A 17283-nucleotide genomic window follows, 5' to 3' on the forward strand; every position below is an offset into this window, starting at 1 on the left:
GGGGTCTGTTTACACATTAAAAACTTTTAAAACATCCTCTAAGATGAGGACTTAGATACTCAAAATAAAAGTTAATAACCACGTTTTTACAAGCATAAGGCACAATAAAGACAAGTATCATTTATTTATTTATGAGTTATTGTCTTAATCCCCATTGTTCTCACCCAGAAAACACTGATGATGTTAAGTTTTGTCAAACCTGTGGGACGAAATTATTCCTAAAAGAACGTTACCGCGCTATTAAACCTATCGGACAAGGTGGTTTTGGTAGAACCTTTCTCGCTGTAGATGAGGATAAACCCTCAAAGCCACCCTGTGTAATTAAGCAATTTTTCCCCCAATCCCAAGGGACAAATACGGTACAAAAGGCAGTAGAATTATTTAATCAAGAGGCTGTTCAGTTGGATGAATTGGGACAACATTCCCAAATTCCTGCACTTTTGGCATATTGTAACCAAGATGACAGACAGTATTTAGTTCAAGAATTTATTAATGGACTAAATTTACACCAAGAATTAGAACAAAATGGGGCTTTCAATGAAACGCAGATTCGACAATTACTGCATGATTTATTGTCAGTGCTGCAATTTTGTCATGGTAAACGAGTCATACATCGAGACATTAAACCAGAAAATATCATTCGTCGCAATAGCGATCGCAAATTAGTTATAGTTGATTTTGGGGCAGCGAAATCCGCCACAGAAACAGCCCTAAACCGCACGGGAACCAGTATAGGTAGTCTCGAATATGTCGCCCCGGAACAAATGCGCGGGAAGGCACTTTTCGCCAGTGATATCTATAGTTTAGGGGTAACTTGTATTAATCTGTTAACAGAGCGATCGCCTTTTGACTCCTACGATACCCATAACGCAGCTTGGATATGGGGACAATATCTAAAAACTCCTGTGAGTCAAGAATTGAGCCGAATCATTGACAAAATGGTAGAAACCGTCCCCAGTCACCGCTACCAAACAGTTGATGAAGTGATCAAAGATTTGAATTTTCAACCATCATCTTTACCACCCAAACAAATAACTCCACCCACGTCTCAACCTCCCGCTGTGGTTAAAACTTCCACCCAAATCGAGAAAGAATTACAAGAACTAAAAACTCAATTTACAGGTGGTAAACCCCAACCACAAAACCCTAATTCTCAACCACAATCTCCTAGCAATAATCCCATAGATAAAGAATTAGAAGAATTAAAAGCCAGGTTTCTTGGTAATGGCTGAAGAAATCATTTAATTCTGCTGAATTGTATTGGTGTTTTGAGCCGATTTTTTACCTAACAATTCCACAGCCTTAGCAAATTGAGGATCTTCAAGAGTCGCTAATTTATCCCTTCCTCCCAACCATAACTTTTGACGTTGGGCATCAGTTAATTCTACCTTCACATCTGGATCAATACCGTGTTTATTAATATCTTTACCGCTAGGAGTATGATATTTAGCAATAGTTACAGCCAAACCAGCGCCAGATTTTAAAGGTTGTACAGACTGGACTAAACCTTTACCAAAAGTTTGATTTCCAACTAAAGTCGCTCGTTTATTATCTTGCAATGCCCCAGAAAGAATTTCACTAGCACTAGCTGACCCTTTATCTACTAATATCATCAAAGGTTTATCAGTTAAAGCCTTGCCATTGGCAACTTGTTTATCTTGTGTACCTTGGCGGTCAATAGTAAAGACAATCGTGCCTTTATTCATCCACATTTGAGCAATTTCTATACTCGCGTATAACAGCCCTCCAGGATTACCACGTAAATCTAAAACATATCCAGAAACCTTTTTAGCTTCTAAACTTTGAATAGCATTTTTCATTTCCTTGCTGGCATTAGCACTGAATTGATTCAAGCGAATATAGCCAAGATTCCCCGCTGGAGTTTTCTTTTCCGAAAAGCGGACAGGATGAATTTCAATGCGCGCTCGTTGAATATTAAATTCTTTTTTCTGACCATTCCGCAGAATTGTCAACCTCACCTTGCTGCCTGATTGTCCACGAATTAGGGATACTGCATCATTAGTATCCATACCTTTGGCGTTTTTACCATCAATTTCGAGAATAATATCTTTAGCTAAAATACCGGCTTTAAATGCTGGTGTATCTTCAATGGGAGCAATCACAACCAGTTGTTTAGTTTTTTCATCCTGACTGATAGTGATACCAATACCCGTAAGTTCACCAGAGGTATCAACTTGCATATTCTTGAATTCCTCTGGGTCCATAAACCGGGTGTAAGGATCTTCCAGCTTTTTTAGCATTTCCCGAATGGACTTATAGGCCGCTTTATCATCAGTATAGGACTTGCTTAAATATTCCTTGCGAACAGCTTGCCAATCTACCTGATTAAAAGTGCCATCTACATATCGGTAGTAAATATTTTGCCAAACTTCATCTACCAAATCCTTGTGACTATCTTTAAATGAAGCCTTACCAATTGAGTGAATACCCAGACCAGTAACGGCGATTGTAGAAAGCGTTACCACCGTAGCACTCAAAACCAGTTTACTTTTTGTAATTACCATAATGGCGGCTGTGTCAAAGGAAAAAATATATATCAAGTATGCCCAATCTAACACAGGGATTGGTAATTGGTAATTAGGAATTGGCCGTTGAACGTTGTTTACGGATAGAACTGGATTGATGAGCAATTAATAATTCCTAAAATTAGAGAAAATCTCCTCAAAACGCACAACTTAATCCTAACTTCGCAAATATGCTATTATAAATTTACCAACTCGTGCCGATAGATCCGTACTCAGGCTGATGGCTTGAGCATTCTGATTGCTTGCAACAATTCTGACACGGCTGAAGCAACCCATTTACCTTCTGTCCCCCTTCCTGTATTGAGGATGAAGCGGAGATTGTAGGCACAAGGATAACCTTCCACCTCCATCCATAATAAATCGCTTTCGGCTTCACAGGCAATTTTTTCATCGTCCATTAACTCCGTACTTAGATGCTTCATGGTATCTGCAAGCTGATTAAAAAGGCGACAAAATTCGTTTAATTCTGCTTCCGTTAATTCTATCGCCCAATCTTCTGTACCGACTAATCCTGTAAATTCTGGTGCAACTGGATTCCAACCTATGCGCCAACCAATCCCACTTTTAATGACCCGTTCCATACCTATATAGTCACCAGACTTGCTATTATTTATTTTTATTGTGTTCACCTACTTAACGTCCTTTATCGCGTTCCCAGTCAAAAATTGCTTTTTCGATATACCATCTGTCTGTGTGTCCTGGATGTTTCCCGCGCAATTGGGAAATTATCCTTTCAGTAGTTGAGGTATCGCCACTGAGTTTAAGGGGACCTAGAAACCCCATCTTCAACGAAGTAAGATGGGGTAGTTCATAGGCTGATAAATATCCTCAGAACTAGGATTAAGATAAGGATGCTGCATATCAACTAAATTTTGGGCAAAGTGTTGATTAATAACTTCTATCCGTTCCTCCAGGGCATTTTTACCCTTTTGCCAAGATTCTAACAACGCATTGGCCACAATTTGACAACGATTCATCCCAAAACTTTCTTGAGGAGCAAATTTTTGATTTGGTTCTTCTGCTAACCCTAACCCCGGTGCTAAAAATTTAGTAAATAAGGGAATTTCTGGCTGAAAATAGGCTTGATGTTCTTGATAAATATCTTGAAGAATAGTCCGAATTGTCGGGTAATCTTGGCATTCAAAATGCAGCACTCCGGCATCATAACGCCCATAAGCTGCGGGATTATAAAGAACCTGAAAACTAAAGGCAATAGCCGCATTATTTAAGGCTTGGGTTAGGCTCTCCATAATAGCAATTGCCCCTGTTGACGTAAAATTAAAATAAATTCGTCCTCCTCCTAAATCAGCATTTTCTGCATCTTGGTTTTCTATTCCTATATTGCTAACTGCCACATAACAGCCATTTTGCAAGCGATTTTTAGGCATCCATATTGCTATTAATTCCCCCGCTTTGGGCAACTTTTTCCGGGGTTGTAGATGACATTCTGGCTCAATATATAAGGTTAATCCGTCCTTACTCACAGCCATACTACCATCAGGTTCAATTCGCAAAATCTGCCAATTGGGTTCATAATGGCCTGTACCATGATTGCTATGATGTAGCTGTTCATAGAAATTTTCATCTACACCTAAACTATTATTTTCTAGGAAATTTACCTGAGATTGGCAATTATTATTATTTGCAGCTAAGACTGTTTGCAGTGAACCATTATAATAAATTCCATAGAGAAAATTTCTCAGCAGTATGTTCAAATACTTCTGTTTTAAAGAAGGTGGATTTTGTTGAAACCTATTTGCTATATTCGCGGGTAAAGCAAAAGGTTGATAATGGGGATGGTAAATACAAAAATTAGGTTTAATCTGGATATTACTGGCAATATCGCATAATGACTGGAAAATTTGATTGGGAGAATCATCAAACATTAACTTGTTTTGCACCTCAAATTTCAGGAAAATATATTTCTAATTATCAGGAATAACATGACTAACAACCGCGCAGACGAGTTTTTTCGTAATAAAGACGGACTAATTGTTGTTCCTTTTGGGGTTGAGGAAGTTTTTGCAATGTGGGGACAGATTGGAAAATTTCTGCTGCGGAGATCCCAAAAATTGTCAATACTGATTGCTCGGGCATAGTCAAAAGGCTTTTAGCAACTTCGAGCATACATAAGTTACTATTATCAAAGGATTTTTGCCATTCAATTCTATTTTGAATCTGTTGAATTAATGCTAAACCTGCAAACTTAATTACCCGCACAATGAAGTCTTGATGATATTCTAAAATCATGGGGAAAGCATCAAGATAAGCCCGGATTAAAGCCAGAATTGAAGGTTGTATTTCTTCTAGAGGAATCATGGCTAAACTTAAAGATTCTGCTAACTCTAATGTTGGATCTACTATTAAACTAGACAGCCAAATTCTTAAATAACTTGCTAATAGCGTTCCTAAATCAAAAGCTGGATCTCCCCAACTGCAAGCTTCCCAGTCAATCAATTTTATCAGGCAATTATCTAGCTGTTCCCATCGGGAATGAACTAAAATATTACTTAGATGTAAATCGTTGTGAGTTAAACAAGATGGTTTCCACTCATAAGCTAAATCAGCAATAGCGGATTCTAAACTTTCGTAACGCTGATAAAGCAGATGAAATTGTAGTGCTTCAGTGGGAATTGTCCCAAATGTGTCTGGATTTATTGATGGTATGCCTTGGGCGGGATTGTAAAAATTATAGCGAAACTGTCCTGCGGGAGCAGTGGACATAAAATCACGATACTCACGTTTATTAAACGTGGCTCGGTGTAATCCTGCTAACGTAGTACCAATCGCGCTGGCAATTTCTGTGGGAAAAATACTGCTGTGTTGATAAAATTTTCCTAACTCCACATATTCGCTTAAGTAGCTCCGCACTAGGATAGAATTTTCCGCATCAAAGTGGAGCAATGATGATGATATCGCGCCAATATTACCAATTACTGGAAATTGCTGTAATAACTGGTGAAATAGCGACTCATTAAAAAGTTCATGAGAACTTTGATCATTATTAATGTTCCGTTCCTGTTTAATTAGCAGTTGGCGATTATCTGCTAGTATGACCAGTAAATTTCGATTCTTCTTGGTATTTTCTGGCAATACAGATCTATATGCAGCGCCATCTTCCGCGCTACACAGTCCTGCATTGAGCAGATACTGGATAACATTTTGAGAAGATAGTGATGATAACATGAATTATTTCCTAATGATTTTAATGGCTAAAGAATTACCGCAGTCAATATTGAGGTGGCTGTAGCAGTTCTTAGTTAATGGTAAAAAATTTACGAAACATTGCTACTATCTACTAATATCCCATTTGTGTCAGAAAGACCTGCCAAAATGGCAATATTAGCTATTTTTTTACTTTCAAATCTACGGAAGAAACTATAAGATCTTGACAATATCTGTAGTATAGCCTTGCACCTTGAATAAAACATTACTGCTTCCAAATTAATTGGTAGTAGATATCCAGCGACAACAACGGTTACTTACAGTCGTCAGTGATCCATATTCTCTGTATATATGTTAGTAATTTATCCTGATTATAATCAGTATTGATTTACTTTCATCCCCAATCCTCTCTACTTTAATATATAAATGGCTACACTTGTATTCCTGTAGGTATAAGTTTTATGTAACTTTTCACGGGTGTTATAATTTACTCTTCCTTCATCAAATCAGCTAAGATAAAAATGCCATAGTCAAAAGTCACTATTATACTTAAACTCATAGTGAGAGATAATTTACTCAGTTGATTGATGGATCATCTAGCAATGCTTACGGCAAATACTACATCTTATTCGGCAGTTCAATTTCTACAACGCCAGGCCGCGTCCCTTTTACTGTACCAATCTGTCCTAGAAAGCGACGTAGGCAGAGCGTTTCTGAATTTATTACAAACCATCCGTTACACTGATGGAGATGGGCGGGATTGCCTCCTGGCTTACGGTAGTTATTTCCAAGCTTTAGCCAGTAGTCATCAAACCTGGGAAGAATATCTGATTCAGCAAATTCTCACTGCGGATAATCCTTTGAGCAAATTGGCACAACAGCAGGAATTTAGGCAATTACCCTCAGCTTTAGTAGTCGCTGGACAACATGACTTGCAAATACTACAAAGTTTATATGAATGTAACAGTGCAGTTTTAAGCGAGTGGGTACAAATGGCAACTCATTTACCTATTTCCCCTGTGGTTTGGTATCGAGAACCGGAAGCAGTGGGGACAGAAATGGGTTTAATCGCATCTATTCCTGAGTTAGAGAATTGGGGTGATGCTGTGGCAGATTTAGCCGCTTATTATCGGCAACATGGAACTGGTTTATTTGCTAAATATGCGGCTTTTCGTTGGCAAAATGGGCAGTTAGTGGGTATTGCTGATGCTGATTCGGTGAAACTGTCTACATTGGTGGGTTATGAGTGGCAAAAAGATGCTTTAGTGAAAAACACAGAGTTTTTATTATCAGGAGAAACTGCGTTGCACGTATTACTTTATGGTAGTCGTGGTTCGGGTAAGTCTTCTTTAGTTAAAGCTTTATTAAATGAATATAGTCATAGAAACCTGCGCTTAATAGAAGTTTCTAAGTCAGAATTGCCAGATTTACCGAAAATTGTCGAATTGTTGCGAGGTGTTCCCCAGAAATTTATTATTTTTGTTGATGATCTTTCCTTTGAAGAAGATGATGATAGTTTTAAAGCAATGAAAGTAGTTTTGGAAGGAAATTTAACTGCTAGACCAAAAAACGTAGTTGTATATGCTACTTCTAACCGTCGCCATTTAATCCGGGAATATTTTACTGATAGACCTGCTCCCAAGGATAACAATGAAGTTCATGGTTGGGATACAATGCAAGAAAAGTTATCTTTTAGCGATCGCTTTGGTTTAACATTAACTTTTACAGCCGCAGATCAAAAAACCTATTTACAAATTGTCCAACATTTAGCCGCAAACATCAATATTTCTGCCGAAGATTTAGAATTTGAGGCTTTACAATGGGCAACTCGGCATAATGGTCGTTCTGGCAGAACCGCAAGGCAGTTTATTGACTTTTTAAACTCAGATTTAGCTGTGTTTGGTGAAACTAAAAATCTTCCTATAGACTCATGACAAAAGTCACTTATCATGTAATATGAACCTAATTATAACTGTATATTTACCAATGAAAATGTGAGGAATAATGACGTTAATTACTAATAATACTAACAACTTGAGTACCATAAAACCTCGTAAAGTCCAATCAACAATATTTAATTATCAAGTTGTCTTAGGCATAGCCGCTTTTAGTATCAGTTTTGGTTTAAGCCTCGTCCCCAGTTGGGATTTCCCTAAAGCCTTTCTCACTGGGATAATTACGGTTTTGGCTACCTATGCAGCCGCATTTCTTGTTGATAAACGACGCAGAAATGATGAACTGAGGATGATTGGTTCTCTTCAGAGACGCATTCGGGATATAGAAGGATTGAAATCCCGCATTGTTAGAGAAATACAGCAATTAGAAGAATATAGAAATTTATTATATACAGAAACTCAGCAACTAGAAAACCAAATTGGAGATTGTCGAAGTCAAAGGGATAGTTTACATCGAGACATAGGGACATTTGCTGCTCAGAAAAAGCAAATTGAAGCCGAAGTATGTAATCTTAAAAATGAATTTGTCCATTTAGAAAATAGTAATATAGAACTGAATAATAGCTGCAATAATCTGATCACAGAAAAGCGGAGATTAGAAATAAATTGTCATGCTTCTCGTGCCGAACTTAACCAAATTCAACCTCAAATTGATATATTAAAACAGGAAAAACAAGAACTAGAAAATGATGTAACTTTGCTGGAAAGACTCAAGCCACAACTAGAAGAAAAGCTTTATGAACTAAGAATAGAAGTTCAAACTCAAGAATTAAAAATTGCTAAACAAGATGATTTAATAGTACAGACAAGTACAACTAAATATCATCTTGAAACTATTCTCAATTCTTTACAAAATAAGACATTAGAACAACAATCTGAAGTTAATCAACTGCAAAATCAAATTTCTGTCTTACAAGACGAACGGGATTTATTGCAAAATCAAGTTTGGGAATTACTGCAACAGGTGGAAACTATTAATCCCCAAACATTTCCCGATAATGAAGAAGATAATTTAGAGTTATTTCCTTTTGATGAATTATTAGAACCATTAGATTCCATAAATGGCAAACATGATCACACAGGAACTTTACCAACGGAATGGGATACTTTTTTAAACCATCTCCCCGCTTATGAAATTCAAGTTTTGAAAGCTATCCTTGAGCAAGATAACCCCAGAGCTACTATTAAACAAATTGCTGAAGCTAATATTACTATGCCCAATCTCTTGATTGATGCTATTAATGAAATTGCGAGTAATACGATTGGTGAGTTAATTATTGCAACCAATACCGAAGTTCCCGAAATTGTTGAAGAACATTTATTAAATGTGAAAACAATGATTACTAAATATTCAGAAATTAGTTAATTTTTAGCAAGAAAATTTTAGGGGTTTAGCATTGTGCTTTACCCCTATAGATGAGTTATGGCATCTTAGTCCCTGGGTGCAGGATCTGTCAACCTAGCTACTTATACATCAATCAAAATGTTGCCTGCTTCCACTTTCAGAGGATAGGTTGGTAAGGTTTTTTCTGAGGAAACCATTGACAGTAATTTACCAACTACGGGTGGGAAGGGACACCAAGTTTTGACTTCACCATTACCCAAATCAAATGCACTGCGGTGGAAGGGACAAACTATCGCCCCATCTTCGATTTTTCCTTTTTTCAAAGACATTTTTAAGTGAGGGCAAGTATCATCTACAGCATAAAGCTGATTTTCGTGGTTTAAGAGTAGGATTTTGCGATCGCCCACTTTGACTACTTCCCGCGCACCAGCAGCCAGTGCGTTAGCAGCTAAAACTTGAGTCCAAGCCATGAGATTCTCCTAATTTTAAAGACCTATTCTTAGTTTCTCGCAATTGTGTCCTATGCGATCGCTAATCATAAGTTACCAGTTTGCAGATGTTCCACCATTGGGTCTGATATTATCTTTTGTATTATTCATCCAAAATTGATTATGGAAGCAAGCTTATTGACTAAAGTTATGTTACCAATAGCTTTGGCTATCATTATGCTGGGAATGGGTTTATCTCTTGCACCCGAAGATTTCCAACGGGTAAGGAAATATCCGAAAGCCGTCTCAATTGGCTTAATCAGTCAGTTAATTTTTTTACCTATTATTGGTTTTGTCATTACTAAAGTTGTCCCCATGCAACCGACAATGGCAATGGGGTTAATGATAGTGGCACTTTGCCCAGGTGGAGCATCCTCAAATATATTTACATTCCTCGCTCAAGGTGATGTTGCACTTTCAGTCACACTGACTGCTTTTAGTAGTGTGATTACAGTATTTACAATTCCGATGTTAGGAAACCTTGCATACCAGCACTACATTGGCGAAACTGCGGCGATTACCCTACCGATTGGGGCAACAATAGGACAAATTTTTCTGATGACGCTTTTGCCTATCGGATTGGGAATGGGAATGGGGCAGCTATTTCCCGAAATTGCCCGTCGTTTGGAAAAACTGACTAACCGCCTCGCAGTTGGTTTGCTGGCGCTAATTATACTCATGCTCATCATTCGTGAGTGGAACAGTATCCCCGAATTTATTCTCCAAGTTGGAGTTGCGGTTGTGCTGTTAAATGTGATCTCAATCTTGGCGGGATTTCATATTAGCAAGGTGTTTAAACTCAATCCTCCTCAACAAATCTGCATTGCCATCGAGGTTGGTATTCAGAATGGCACATTAGCGATCGCAATTACGGCTGGACTACTCAACAATCCTGATATGGCAGTACCGGCTGCGGTTTACAGTTTGTTTATGTATGTAACCGGCTTTATTGCTATTAGTTACGGTAAAAAATTGGCTACAACCAACTCTATTCATTGAACATTTTCAAAATTACTAAACCAATCAATTTTGTAGGGGCAAATCCCCTGTGGTTGCCCCAAATACCGGGATAGGCACGGAGGCGCTACCCCTACATTAAATCCAAATATTTTATAACCAAAGCCATTAGGGGCGCAGGACCTACGCCCAAAATAGGGTTATCCCTTAGATTTAGGCAAACTCAATCGTACGCACAAAATCTAAAATAGCTTTTTTCATTTTTTTCGCTTCTGCTTTCATAGAACCAGGTACTTCACCATTTAAAAAGCTGCGTTGACTACTAACTATATACAAACATTCATTATTGACAAAGGACAATAATCCTCTATAGGCATCTAATCTCATCCCATTGCCATTAGTTTCATGCTTGGATATAGTTGAACCTTGAGGCATATTTACTAATACATAGTAATAACTTTCTAAAGTATCTTGCCAATATTCTTTATGTTTCACTTCCGCCGTAGGAACATGAGAAATAATTGCTTGAGGCACATATTTATCCACCAAAACTTCATGCAGATATACTTCATCTTCTTGGGATTCTAGATCATCAATTTGTTCTAGAGAGAGAGGATAATAATCAATTCTGAGTAAAGTACCAGTATCGTCCGAAAAACTTACCATTCCTTCCTCTGTTTGCAGTTTTCCTCCCTGTTCAACATTTAAAGGAATAGGAACTATAAAGTTACCCAAAGGTGATTGATAAAATTGTTCACCAGCTTCATTAAAAATGACTGCTTCATATTCTTCTTCGAGATATTCTTCCTCATCTCCAGCTTCTACTGAGTCAATTATCTCTTTGATAATTTCTTCTGCTTCTTCATCGTCCAATTCTAAAGCTATTTGTAGTTGTTTCAGAAAAACTTTTTTATTTGCTGGAATAATTAAATTTTCCGCATCTAAAAGCATAATCACTCCAGCCGCAAAACCATCTAAAACTGCCTCATCAGAAATCCCCGCACTGGCAGCATTAAATAAAGAACCTAATCCAGCCTCTCCGGCAATTTCTATGAGTCTGTCCACCGTTTCTAGCATTTCTTCTTCTGAGTATTCATCAAATATCTCAAACTCCCAGAGAATATCAGCTAAACTTTCTGCATCTATGTCTTCACTGCCAGAATCAACTATGGTGGTAATCACCGCAATTGCCGCTACGGCTTCTTGTTCATTCAATGATTCTTTGATCGGCTCTTTCGATTTGAAAATATAATCATACTTTGTCATAACTTCTATCTCCTCAATTAATTTGTTGTTTGCACTTAATTACTAGGTTGAGAAATCCGGGTTTCAATATCTTCTAGTGTCCGTAATAATAGACGATTTGCCTGTAATTGCCAACCCCATTTTTGAATTCTAAAAGCCGCTACAGTCCCCCCGATAGCTGCTAATAAGCCAATGGGTTGATTTAGGGAAATCCCCAATAATAAACCCAAACCAGCAATTCCCCAAAATGGCAAGGCCACCGTCTGTCTTTGCTCCTCCACAACTTCTGCAATTTTACCAGATGGTATTGTAGCTAATAATGTCGCTTTTAGTTGCCTCTGTTCCGCTAATGGTACTGATAAACTAATCTTGCGGCGGAGTTTTTCCATTTTGCGGGCATCAGTGCTATACTCCGTAAGTTCATCTTCTGCCATTTTTAGCAGTCGTTCTAATTGTGACATAGTAGATTAAGTTTTTTGACTGTATTAGAGCTATTATTCTATATTTGTGGACAACAAGATCCCCGACTTTTTAGAGAGGTCGGGGACCTAACTCGAAAAACACCTCAAGAACATCATGAAAAAAACTTGGTTTCGATTAGGCATAATAGGCATATTTCTACTTTCCTTGAGTTTACGTTTTTGGGGAATCAGCCGATTTAATACTTTAGTATTTGATGAAGTTTATTTTGCCAAATTTGGTAACAACTATCTTACTCATACACCATTTTTTAATGCTCATCCACCATTAAGCCAATATTTGATCGGGTTGGGGATTTGGATTAGTAAATACATTCCCCTTGGTCGAGATACTGTAAATAGTCTCACAGATTCTTTATTATCTCCTTGGAATTATCGGTGGGTAAATGCGCTAACTGGTTCATTAATTCCCGTAGTCATAACTTTATTAACTTATCAATTTAGTTATCGTCATCGGTTTGCTTTATTGGCAGGATTTTTTACAGCTTGTGATGGCTTATTTTTAGTAGAATCTCGTTATGCTTTAAGTAATGTCTATATAGTTATCTTTGGTTTACTCGGACAATGGTTATTATTATTAGCATTAGAAAAGCAAAAACGGTGGTTTTGGTTAATTCTCTCTGGAATCAGTTTTGGTGCTTGTATTGGCACAAAATGGAATGGTTTATGGTTTTTAACTGGTGCTTATGGTGTATGGATAGCAGCTTGGATAATTCGCTGGTTGCAATCATTTGATCATACATCTCGCGTGCCATTATTTTCTTATTTACACTTTTTTAATCACCCTAATAATTCCCCAACTGATACCATAAAATCACCCTTGCAAAATCTGACAAAAATAAATATTTGGCAGATGTTTTCCTATTTAGGAATTATTCCGGCAGTTATTTATAGTCTGATTTGGATTCCTCATCTCCAACTTGATAAAAGATATGGATTTATTGAAGTTCATAAACAAATTTTACACTTTCATCTCCAATTAGGTGGAAATAGTCCTAGCGTTCATCCTTATTGCGCTGCATGGTATAAATGGCCATTGTTAACTCGACCAATGGCTTATTATTATCAAACTGCTCAAAGTACCAAGAATTCCTTACCTGTCTTTGGACCGCCCTTACCTGATGGTGCTGGTAAAGTAATTTATGATGTTCATGCTATGGGGAATCCTTTTTTATGGTGGTTTGGTTTAGCTGCAATGATCTTTTTAATTGGTATGGTAATCATCACAATTACGATGCCGATAATTGAAAAAAAGCGGTTATTTATCCCGAAAAATCTCACCATTGATACTTGGATTGGCTTATTTTTAGTCATAAATTATGGAGCTAATCTCCTCCCTTGGGTGGAGGTAACAAGGTGTACTTTCATCTATCATTATATGTCTGCGGTTGTATTTACATTCATAGCGATCGCTTGGTTTGTTGATCAATGTCTACTTAGTTATTATCGGCAAATTCGGGCAGTAGGTGTGACTATAACTTTTATCATTGTCGCTGCCTTTATTTTCTGGATGCCTATTTATCTAGGTTTACCCATGTCTCCTGATGGTTATAGAATGCGGATGTGGTTTAGTTCCTGGATTTAGTTAAAAGTAGGAATAGTCAGTAACTCAACCCTAAAGGGATTGAGCTTGTAAGAGAAATCAAACAAGCTGTACTGACCAGACCACCCTGAGCGTAGTCGAAGGGTAGCCGTTATTTGAGTCACGACACCTCGGAATGCGTTCGCGCCAGCGTGCCGTCAGGCATAGCTAGTTCCCCGCTCTGTCGCTGTAAGTTAAACAGTTCTAAAGTCACTGGAACAGTGCTTTCAGCCTAACAAGCTCTTATAACAGGTCGAAGCTAACATCACCCCAGAAATGGGAGGCTCTATTGAGCAAAACATTATGCGTACAGGGTTGTGAAATTTGAAATGGTAATTGTCCCATTGAAAGTGCAATACAAAAGCACACCGAATCGAACAACTCCAAGGCGGTAATGGTTAAGCAAAGACTGACTGCGGTTAAAACCGCTCGTGCCGTTTCCCTCTCAGCACGCTTTGTGACTGAGTTTCCCACATCCCGCGAAGTTTTATGACACCGGAAGAAATAGCAGGTACGTTAACAGAGTTATTTAGTGCTGAAGTTGTAAAATCTATTGCCCCTGGTTCTTGGCAGGTAGAAACTCCTGATTTTCGGTTATTGGTGCTGCTTTCAGATGATAATTCTTGGTTGCGAGTATTGCTGCCAATTATGCCTTTACAAGAGGCCGCAGCATTTCTCACCCAGTTTCTAGAAGCTAATTTTGATGATACCCAAGAAGCACGGTATGCTGTATATGACGGGGTAGTATGGGGGGTATTTCAGCATAATAGTGGCACTTTAAGTAATGCAGATTTTGCTAATGCCATCGCTCGCCTGATTTCATTATATCAAGCCGGTGTTAATGATGTTTTTAATAATTTGGTGGAAGCTCGTATGCGCGAAATTATTAAAGCAGCTAAACAACAGGGACAATCTCTAGAAGCCACTATGCAAAATCTAGACCGTTTTTATGCGGAAGGATTATTAGGAGATATTGACCAAAATCCCGAGACAAGATTACAAGTTTTAGCGGCTTGGCAACGACAATTAGAACGTCTTTGGGTGGAAATGTAAAGAAGGTAATCGGGAAATAGGGGAGATATTTACCAATTACAAATAACAACATCGTAAAAATTATTAAAGCAAACTCTAAGGAATCCGGGGAATGACACTTGCAGAAATCCAAACTCAAATCAAAAACCAAGTAGCTAAAATTGAAGAGCAACAACAAGCATTGTTAGATTCTCAAAAAGAATTATCTTTGCTTTTGGAGAAGAAAAAAATCATGGAACAAGTAGCATACAAAAAAATTAAAGCAGCCGTCCAGTTATTAAGAGAAGCCCAAGCTGATTTAGAGTTTACGAATGAAGATATTCTCGACATCACTAAATCAAAAATGATTAGCCCTGAAGGAGAAAATGACTTTGACATAGAAGAATATAACCAGAATAGTTTAATTTTAGGGTCTATAGAAATTGATCTAGAAAAATCTGAACTTAGTATTGCAGAAGGTCAAAAAGAATTGGTCAATGCCTTAACGGAGAAACTAGATGATTTTGAATTTGCTTTATCCTGTTTACCTGTAGAAGAAAGAGATTGTGCAAGAGTAAAGCTACAATCTATCATAGGTAATTTTGTAAAGTAGTAATAAACTTCCGGATCAATTCCTAAAACTGCTTAACTTCCGCAATAAATTTATTACCACCAGCAAAACATCAATTTATGGATATTGTTGAAACTCTTAAAGCCGATTATGCTAGATTTCCGGTAAATCAAACTTACAGCATTTATGCCGATGATGTTTATTTTCAAGATGCTGTTTTCAAGTTTCGGGGAATTGAACTTTACAAATGGATGATTAAATTCATTCAAACTTTTTTCTCCAATCTCAAACTAGATTTACATACTATCCAATCTCAGCAAGAAAATATTAAAACTGAATGGACTATGAGTTGGAATTCTCCTTTACCTTGGAAACCTCACATTTCTGTTTCTGGTTGGAGTGAATTACGTCTAAATGCTGACGGTTTAATCGTTTCCCATATTGATTATTGGCACTGTTCCCGTTTGGATGTCATTAAGCAGCATTTCATTTCTGTGAAAAATCAATCATAATGTAAATAAATGTAAACAAAATTCAGGCAGTAAGGAATCATTGATGCGAGTAATTTTAATGACAGGGAAAGGTGGCGTGGGTAAAACCTCCGTTGCCGCAGCCACTGGACTCCGTTGTGCAGAACTCGGCTATCGGACATTGGTTTTAAGTACGGACCCAGCCCACTCCCTTGCTGATAGCTTTGACGTTGAATTAGTCCATGATGCCCGCCTTGTTCGTCCTAATTTATGGGGTGCAGAATTGGATGCACTGCGAGAATTAGAAGGTAATTGGGGGGCTGTCAAACGCTATATTACCCAAGTTTTACAAGCCAGTGGTTTAGACGGGATACAAGCGGAAGAGTTAGCAATTTTACCAGGCATGGATGAAATTTTCGGCTTGGTGAGAATGAAACGTCATTATGATGAAGGGGAATTTGACGTTTTAATTATTGATTCTGCCCCGACTGGTACAGCATTACGGCTGTTAAGTTTGCCTGAAGTTGGCGGTTGGTATATGCGTCGTTTTTATAAACCGTTCCAAAATATTTCCGTAGCCCTAAGACCATTTGTAGAACCTATTTTTAAACCCATTGCTGGTTTTTCTTTACCAAATAAAGAGGTAATGGACGCACCTTATGAGTTTTACGAGCAAATTGAAGCTTTGGAAAAAGTTTTAACTGATAATACTCAAACCTCAGTCCGTCTAGTTACCAATCCCGAAAAAATGGTAATTAAGGAATCTCTTCGCGCTCACGCTTATCTAAGTTTGTATAATGTAGCCACAGATTTAGTTATTGCTAACCGGATTATTCCTCAAGAAGTTACAGATCCATTTTTCCAACGGTGGAAGGAAAATCAAGAACAATACCGTCAAGAAATTCACGACAATTTTCTCCCTCTCCCAGTCAAAGAAGTCCCTCTCTACTCTGAAGAACTGTGTGGTTTAGCAGCTTTGGAAAGGTTGAAAGAAACTCTGTACAAAGATGAAGATCCAACTCAGATTTATTATAAAGAAACCACAATCAGAGTGGTAAAAGATAATAACCAATACAGTTTGGAACTTTATCTCCCCAATATTCCTAAAAGCCAAATTCAACTGAAAAAAACGGGAGATGAATTAAACATTACTATTGGCAATCATCGCCGTAATTTGGTATTACCTCAAGCTTTGGCAGCACTGCAACCAGCAGGAGCAAAAATGGAAGATGATTATCTGAAAATTCGCTTTGCTGACAATGTAAATTCCATGTAGGATTTGAGATCCCGGACTTCTTTAAGAAGTCCGGGATCTGTTTATTTGTTGTGCAAAAATATCTATAGCGGCAGATAAATGAGATAATCAGAGCGATCGCTCTCATGCCCGGATTTCTCACAAAGAAAAGAAAAAAAGGGGTCAAAAACTGCGAAAATGTATATGTAAAAAGCATTTCAGCAATTATAAAATA

General features: G+C 37.8%; 16 protein-coding genes. 9 read left to right on the top strand and 7 right to left on the bottom strand.

Translation table 11 applies throughout. The annotated features are described in order from the left end of the window. Window positions 1-131: 131 nt before the first annotated feature. A complete protein-coding gene (locus FJR06_RS04275) occupies window positions 132-1232 on the top strand; it encodes a serine/threonine-protein kinase (protein WP_015080333.1) in 1101 nt (366 codons plus the stop codon). A gap of 9 nt (window positions 1233-1241) precedes the next feature. Here the strand turns inward: FJR06_RS04275 and ctpC are convergent, their stop codons facing one another. The 4 genes from ctpC to FJR06_RS04295 all read right to left on the bottom strand — a co-directional run bounded on the left by ctpC (window position 1242) and on the right by FJR06_RS04295 (window position 5732). Continuing rightward, window positions 1242-2525 carry a carboxyl-terminal processing protease CtpC gene (ctpC, locus tag FJR06_RS04280; protein ID WP_015080332.1) on the bottom strand — a complete coding sequence of 428 codons (1284 nt, stop codon included), beginning with the start codon at window positions 2523-2525 and terminating at the stop codon, window positions 1242-1244. 233 nt (window positions 2526-2758) lie between these two features. After that, on the bottom strand, window positions 2759-3127 hold the full coding sequence (locus FJR06_RS04285; protein ID WP_148765577.1) for a DUF1818 family protein: 369 nt from the start codon (window positions 3125-3127) through the stop codon (window positions 2759-2761). A gap of 204 nt (window positions 3128-3331) precedes the next feature. Then, a complete protein-coding gene (locus tag FJR06_RS04290; RefSeq protein WP_015080330.1) occupies window positions 3332-4432 on the bottom strand; it encodes a T3SS effector HopA1 family protein in 1101 nt (366 codons plus the stop codon). Window positions 4433-4493: 61 nt separating this feature from the next. Continuing rightward, window positions 4494-5732, bottom strand: a complete 1239-nt coding sequence (locus FJR06_RS04295; protein WP_168650892.1) for an aminoglycoside phosphotransferase family protein — start codon at window positions 5730-5732, stop codon at window positions 4494-4496. Between the two features lie 566 nt (window positions 5733-6298). On the opposite strand from FJR06_RS04295, the gene FJR06_RS04300 reads away from it, so the two are divergent. Both FJR06_RS04300 and FJR06_RS04305 read left to right on the top strand, forming a co-directional pair. Further along, on the top strand, window positions 6299-7645 hold the full coding sequence (locus FJR06_RS04300; protein ID WP_015080328.1) for an ATP-binding protein: 1347 nt from the start codon (window positions 6299-6301) through the stop codon (window positions 7643-7645). A 70-nt stretch (window positions 7646-7715) separates the two neighbouring features. Continuing rightward, complete coding sequence (locus FJR06_RS04305) at window positions 7716-9032, top strand: tellurite resistance TerB C-terminal domain-containing protein (RefSeq protein WP_168650894.1); 1317 nt, start codon at window positions 7716-7718, stop codon at window positions 9030-9032. Between the two features lie 101 nt (window positions 9033-9133). Here FJR06_RS04305 and FJR06_RS04310 read toward each other — a convergent pair whose 3' ends face one another. Further along, a complete protein-coding gene (locus FJR06_RS04310) occupies window positions 9134-9481 on the bottom strand; it encodes a Rieske (2Fe-2S) protein (protein WP_015080325.1) in 348 nt (115 codons plus the stop codon). Window positions 9482-9601: 120 nt separating this feature from the next. Between FJR06_RS04310 and FJR06_RS04315 the strand changes: the two genes are divergently transcribed. Beyond that, the gene (locus tag FJR06_RS04315; protein ID WP_371723393.1) at window positions 9602-10498 is read left to right on the top strand and encodes a bile acid:sodium symporter family protein; all 897 of its coding nucleotides are present in this window, start codon (window positions 9602-9604) and stop codon (window positions 10496-10498) included. Between the two features lie 171 nt (window positions 10499-10669). On the opposite strand, the gene FJR06_RS04320 is transcribed toward FJR06_RS04315, so the two are convergent. Together FJR06_RS04320 and FJR06_RS04325 are read right to left on the bottom strand one after the other, a co-directional pair. Next, window positions 10670-11722 carry a tellurite resistance TerB family protein gene (locus tag FJR06_RS04320; protein ID WP_168650897.1) on the bottom strand — a complete coding sequence of 351 codons (1053 nt, stop codon included), beginning with the start codon at window positions 11720-11722 and terminating at the stop codon, window positions 10670-10672. A 35-nt stretch (window positions 11723-11757) separates the two neighbouring features. Then, complete coding sequence (locus FJR06_RS04325; protein ID WP_168650898.1) at window positions 11758-12162, bottom strand: hypothetical protein; 405 nt, start codon at window positions 12160-12162, stop codon at window positions 11758-11760. Between the two features lie 115 nt (window positions 12163-12277). On the opposite strand from FJR06_RS04325, the gene FJR06_RS04330 reads away from it, so the two are divergent. From FJR06_RS04330 to FJR06_RS04350, 5 genes are all read left to right on the top strand, one after another. Further along, window positions 12278-13765, top strand: a complete 1488-nt coding sequence (locus FJR06_RS04330; RefSeq protein WP_015080322.1) for a dolichyl-phosphate-mannose--protein mannosyltransferase — start codon at window positions 12278-12280, stop codon at window positions 13763-13765. Between the two features lie 486 nt (window positions 13766-14251). After that, window positions 14252-14815 carry a hypothetical protein gene (locus tag FJR06_RS04335; RefSeq protein ID WP_015080012.1) on the top strand — a complete coding sequence of 188 codons (564 nt, stop codon included), beginning with the start codon at window positions 14252-14254 and terminating at the stop codon, window positions 14813-14815. A 91-nt stretch (window positions 14816-14906) separates the two neighbouring features. Beyond that, the gene (locus FJR06_RS04340; protein ID WP_015080011.1) at window positions 14907-15386 is read left to right on the top strand and encodes a hypothetical protein; all 480 of its coding nucleotides are present in this window, start codon (window positions 14907-14909) and stop codon (window positions 15384-15386) included. A gap of 77 nt (window positions 15387-15463) precedes the next feature. Then, the gene (locus tag FJR06_RS04345) at window positions 15464-15856 is read left to right on the top strand and encodes a DUF2358 domain-containing protein (RefSeq protein ID WP_015080010.1); all 393 of its coding nucleotides are present in this window, start codon (window positions 15464-15466) and stop codon (window positions 15854-15856) included. 43 nt (window positions 15857-15899) lie between these two features. Beyond that, a complete protein-coding gene (locus FJR06_RS04350; RefSeq protein WP_015080009.1) occupies window positions 15900-17090 on the top strand; it encodes a TRC40/GET3/ArsA family transport-energizing ATPase in 1191 nt (396 codons plus the stop codon). Window positions 17091-17283: the final 193 nt, after the last annotated feature.

It is taken from the genome of Dolichospermum sp. UHCC 0352 (assembly GCF_009711925.1).
Taxonomy (GTDB): domain Bacteria; phylum Cyanobacteriota; class Cyanobacteriia; order Cyanobacteriales; family Nostocaceae; genus Dolichospermum; species Dolichospermum lemmermannii.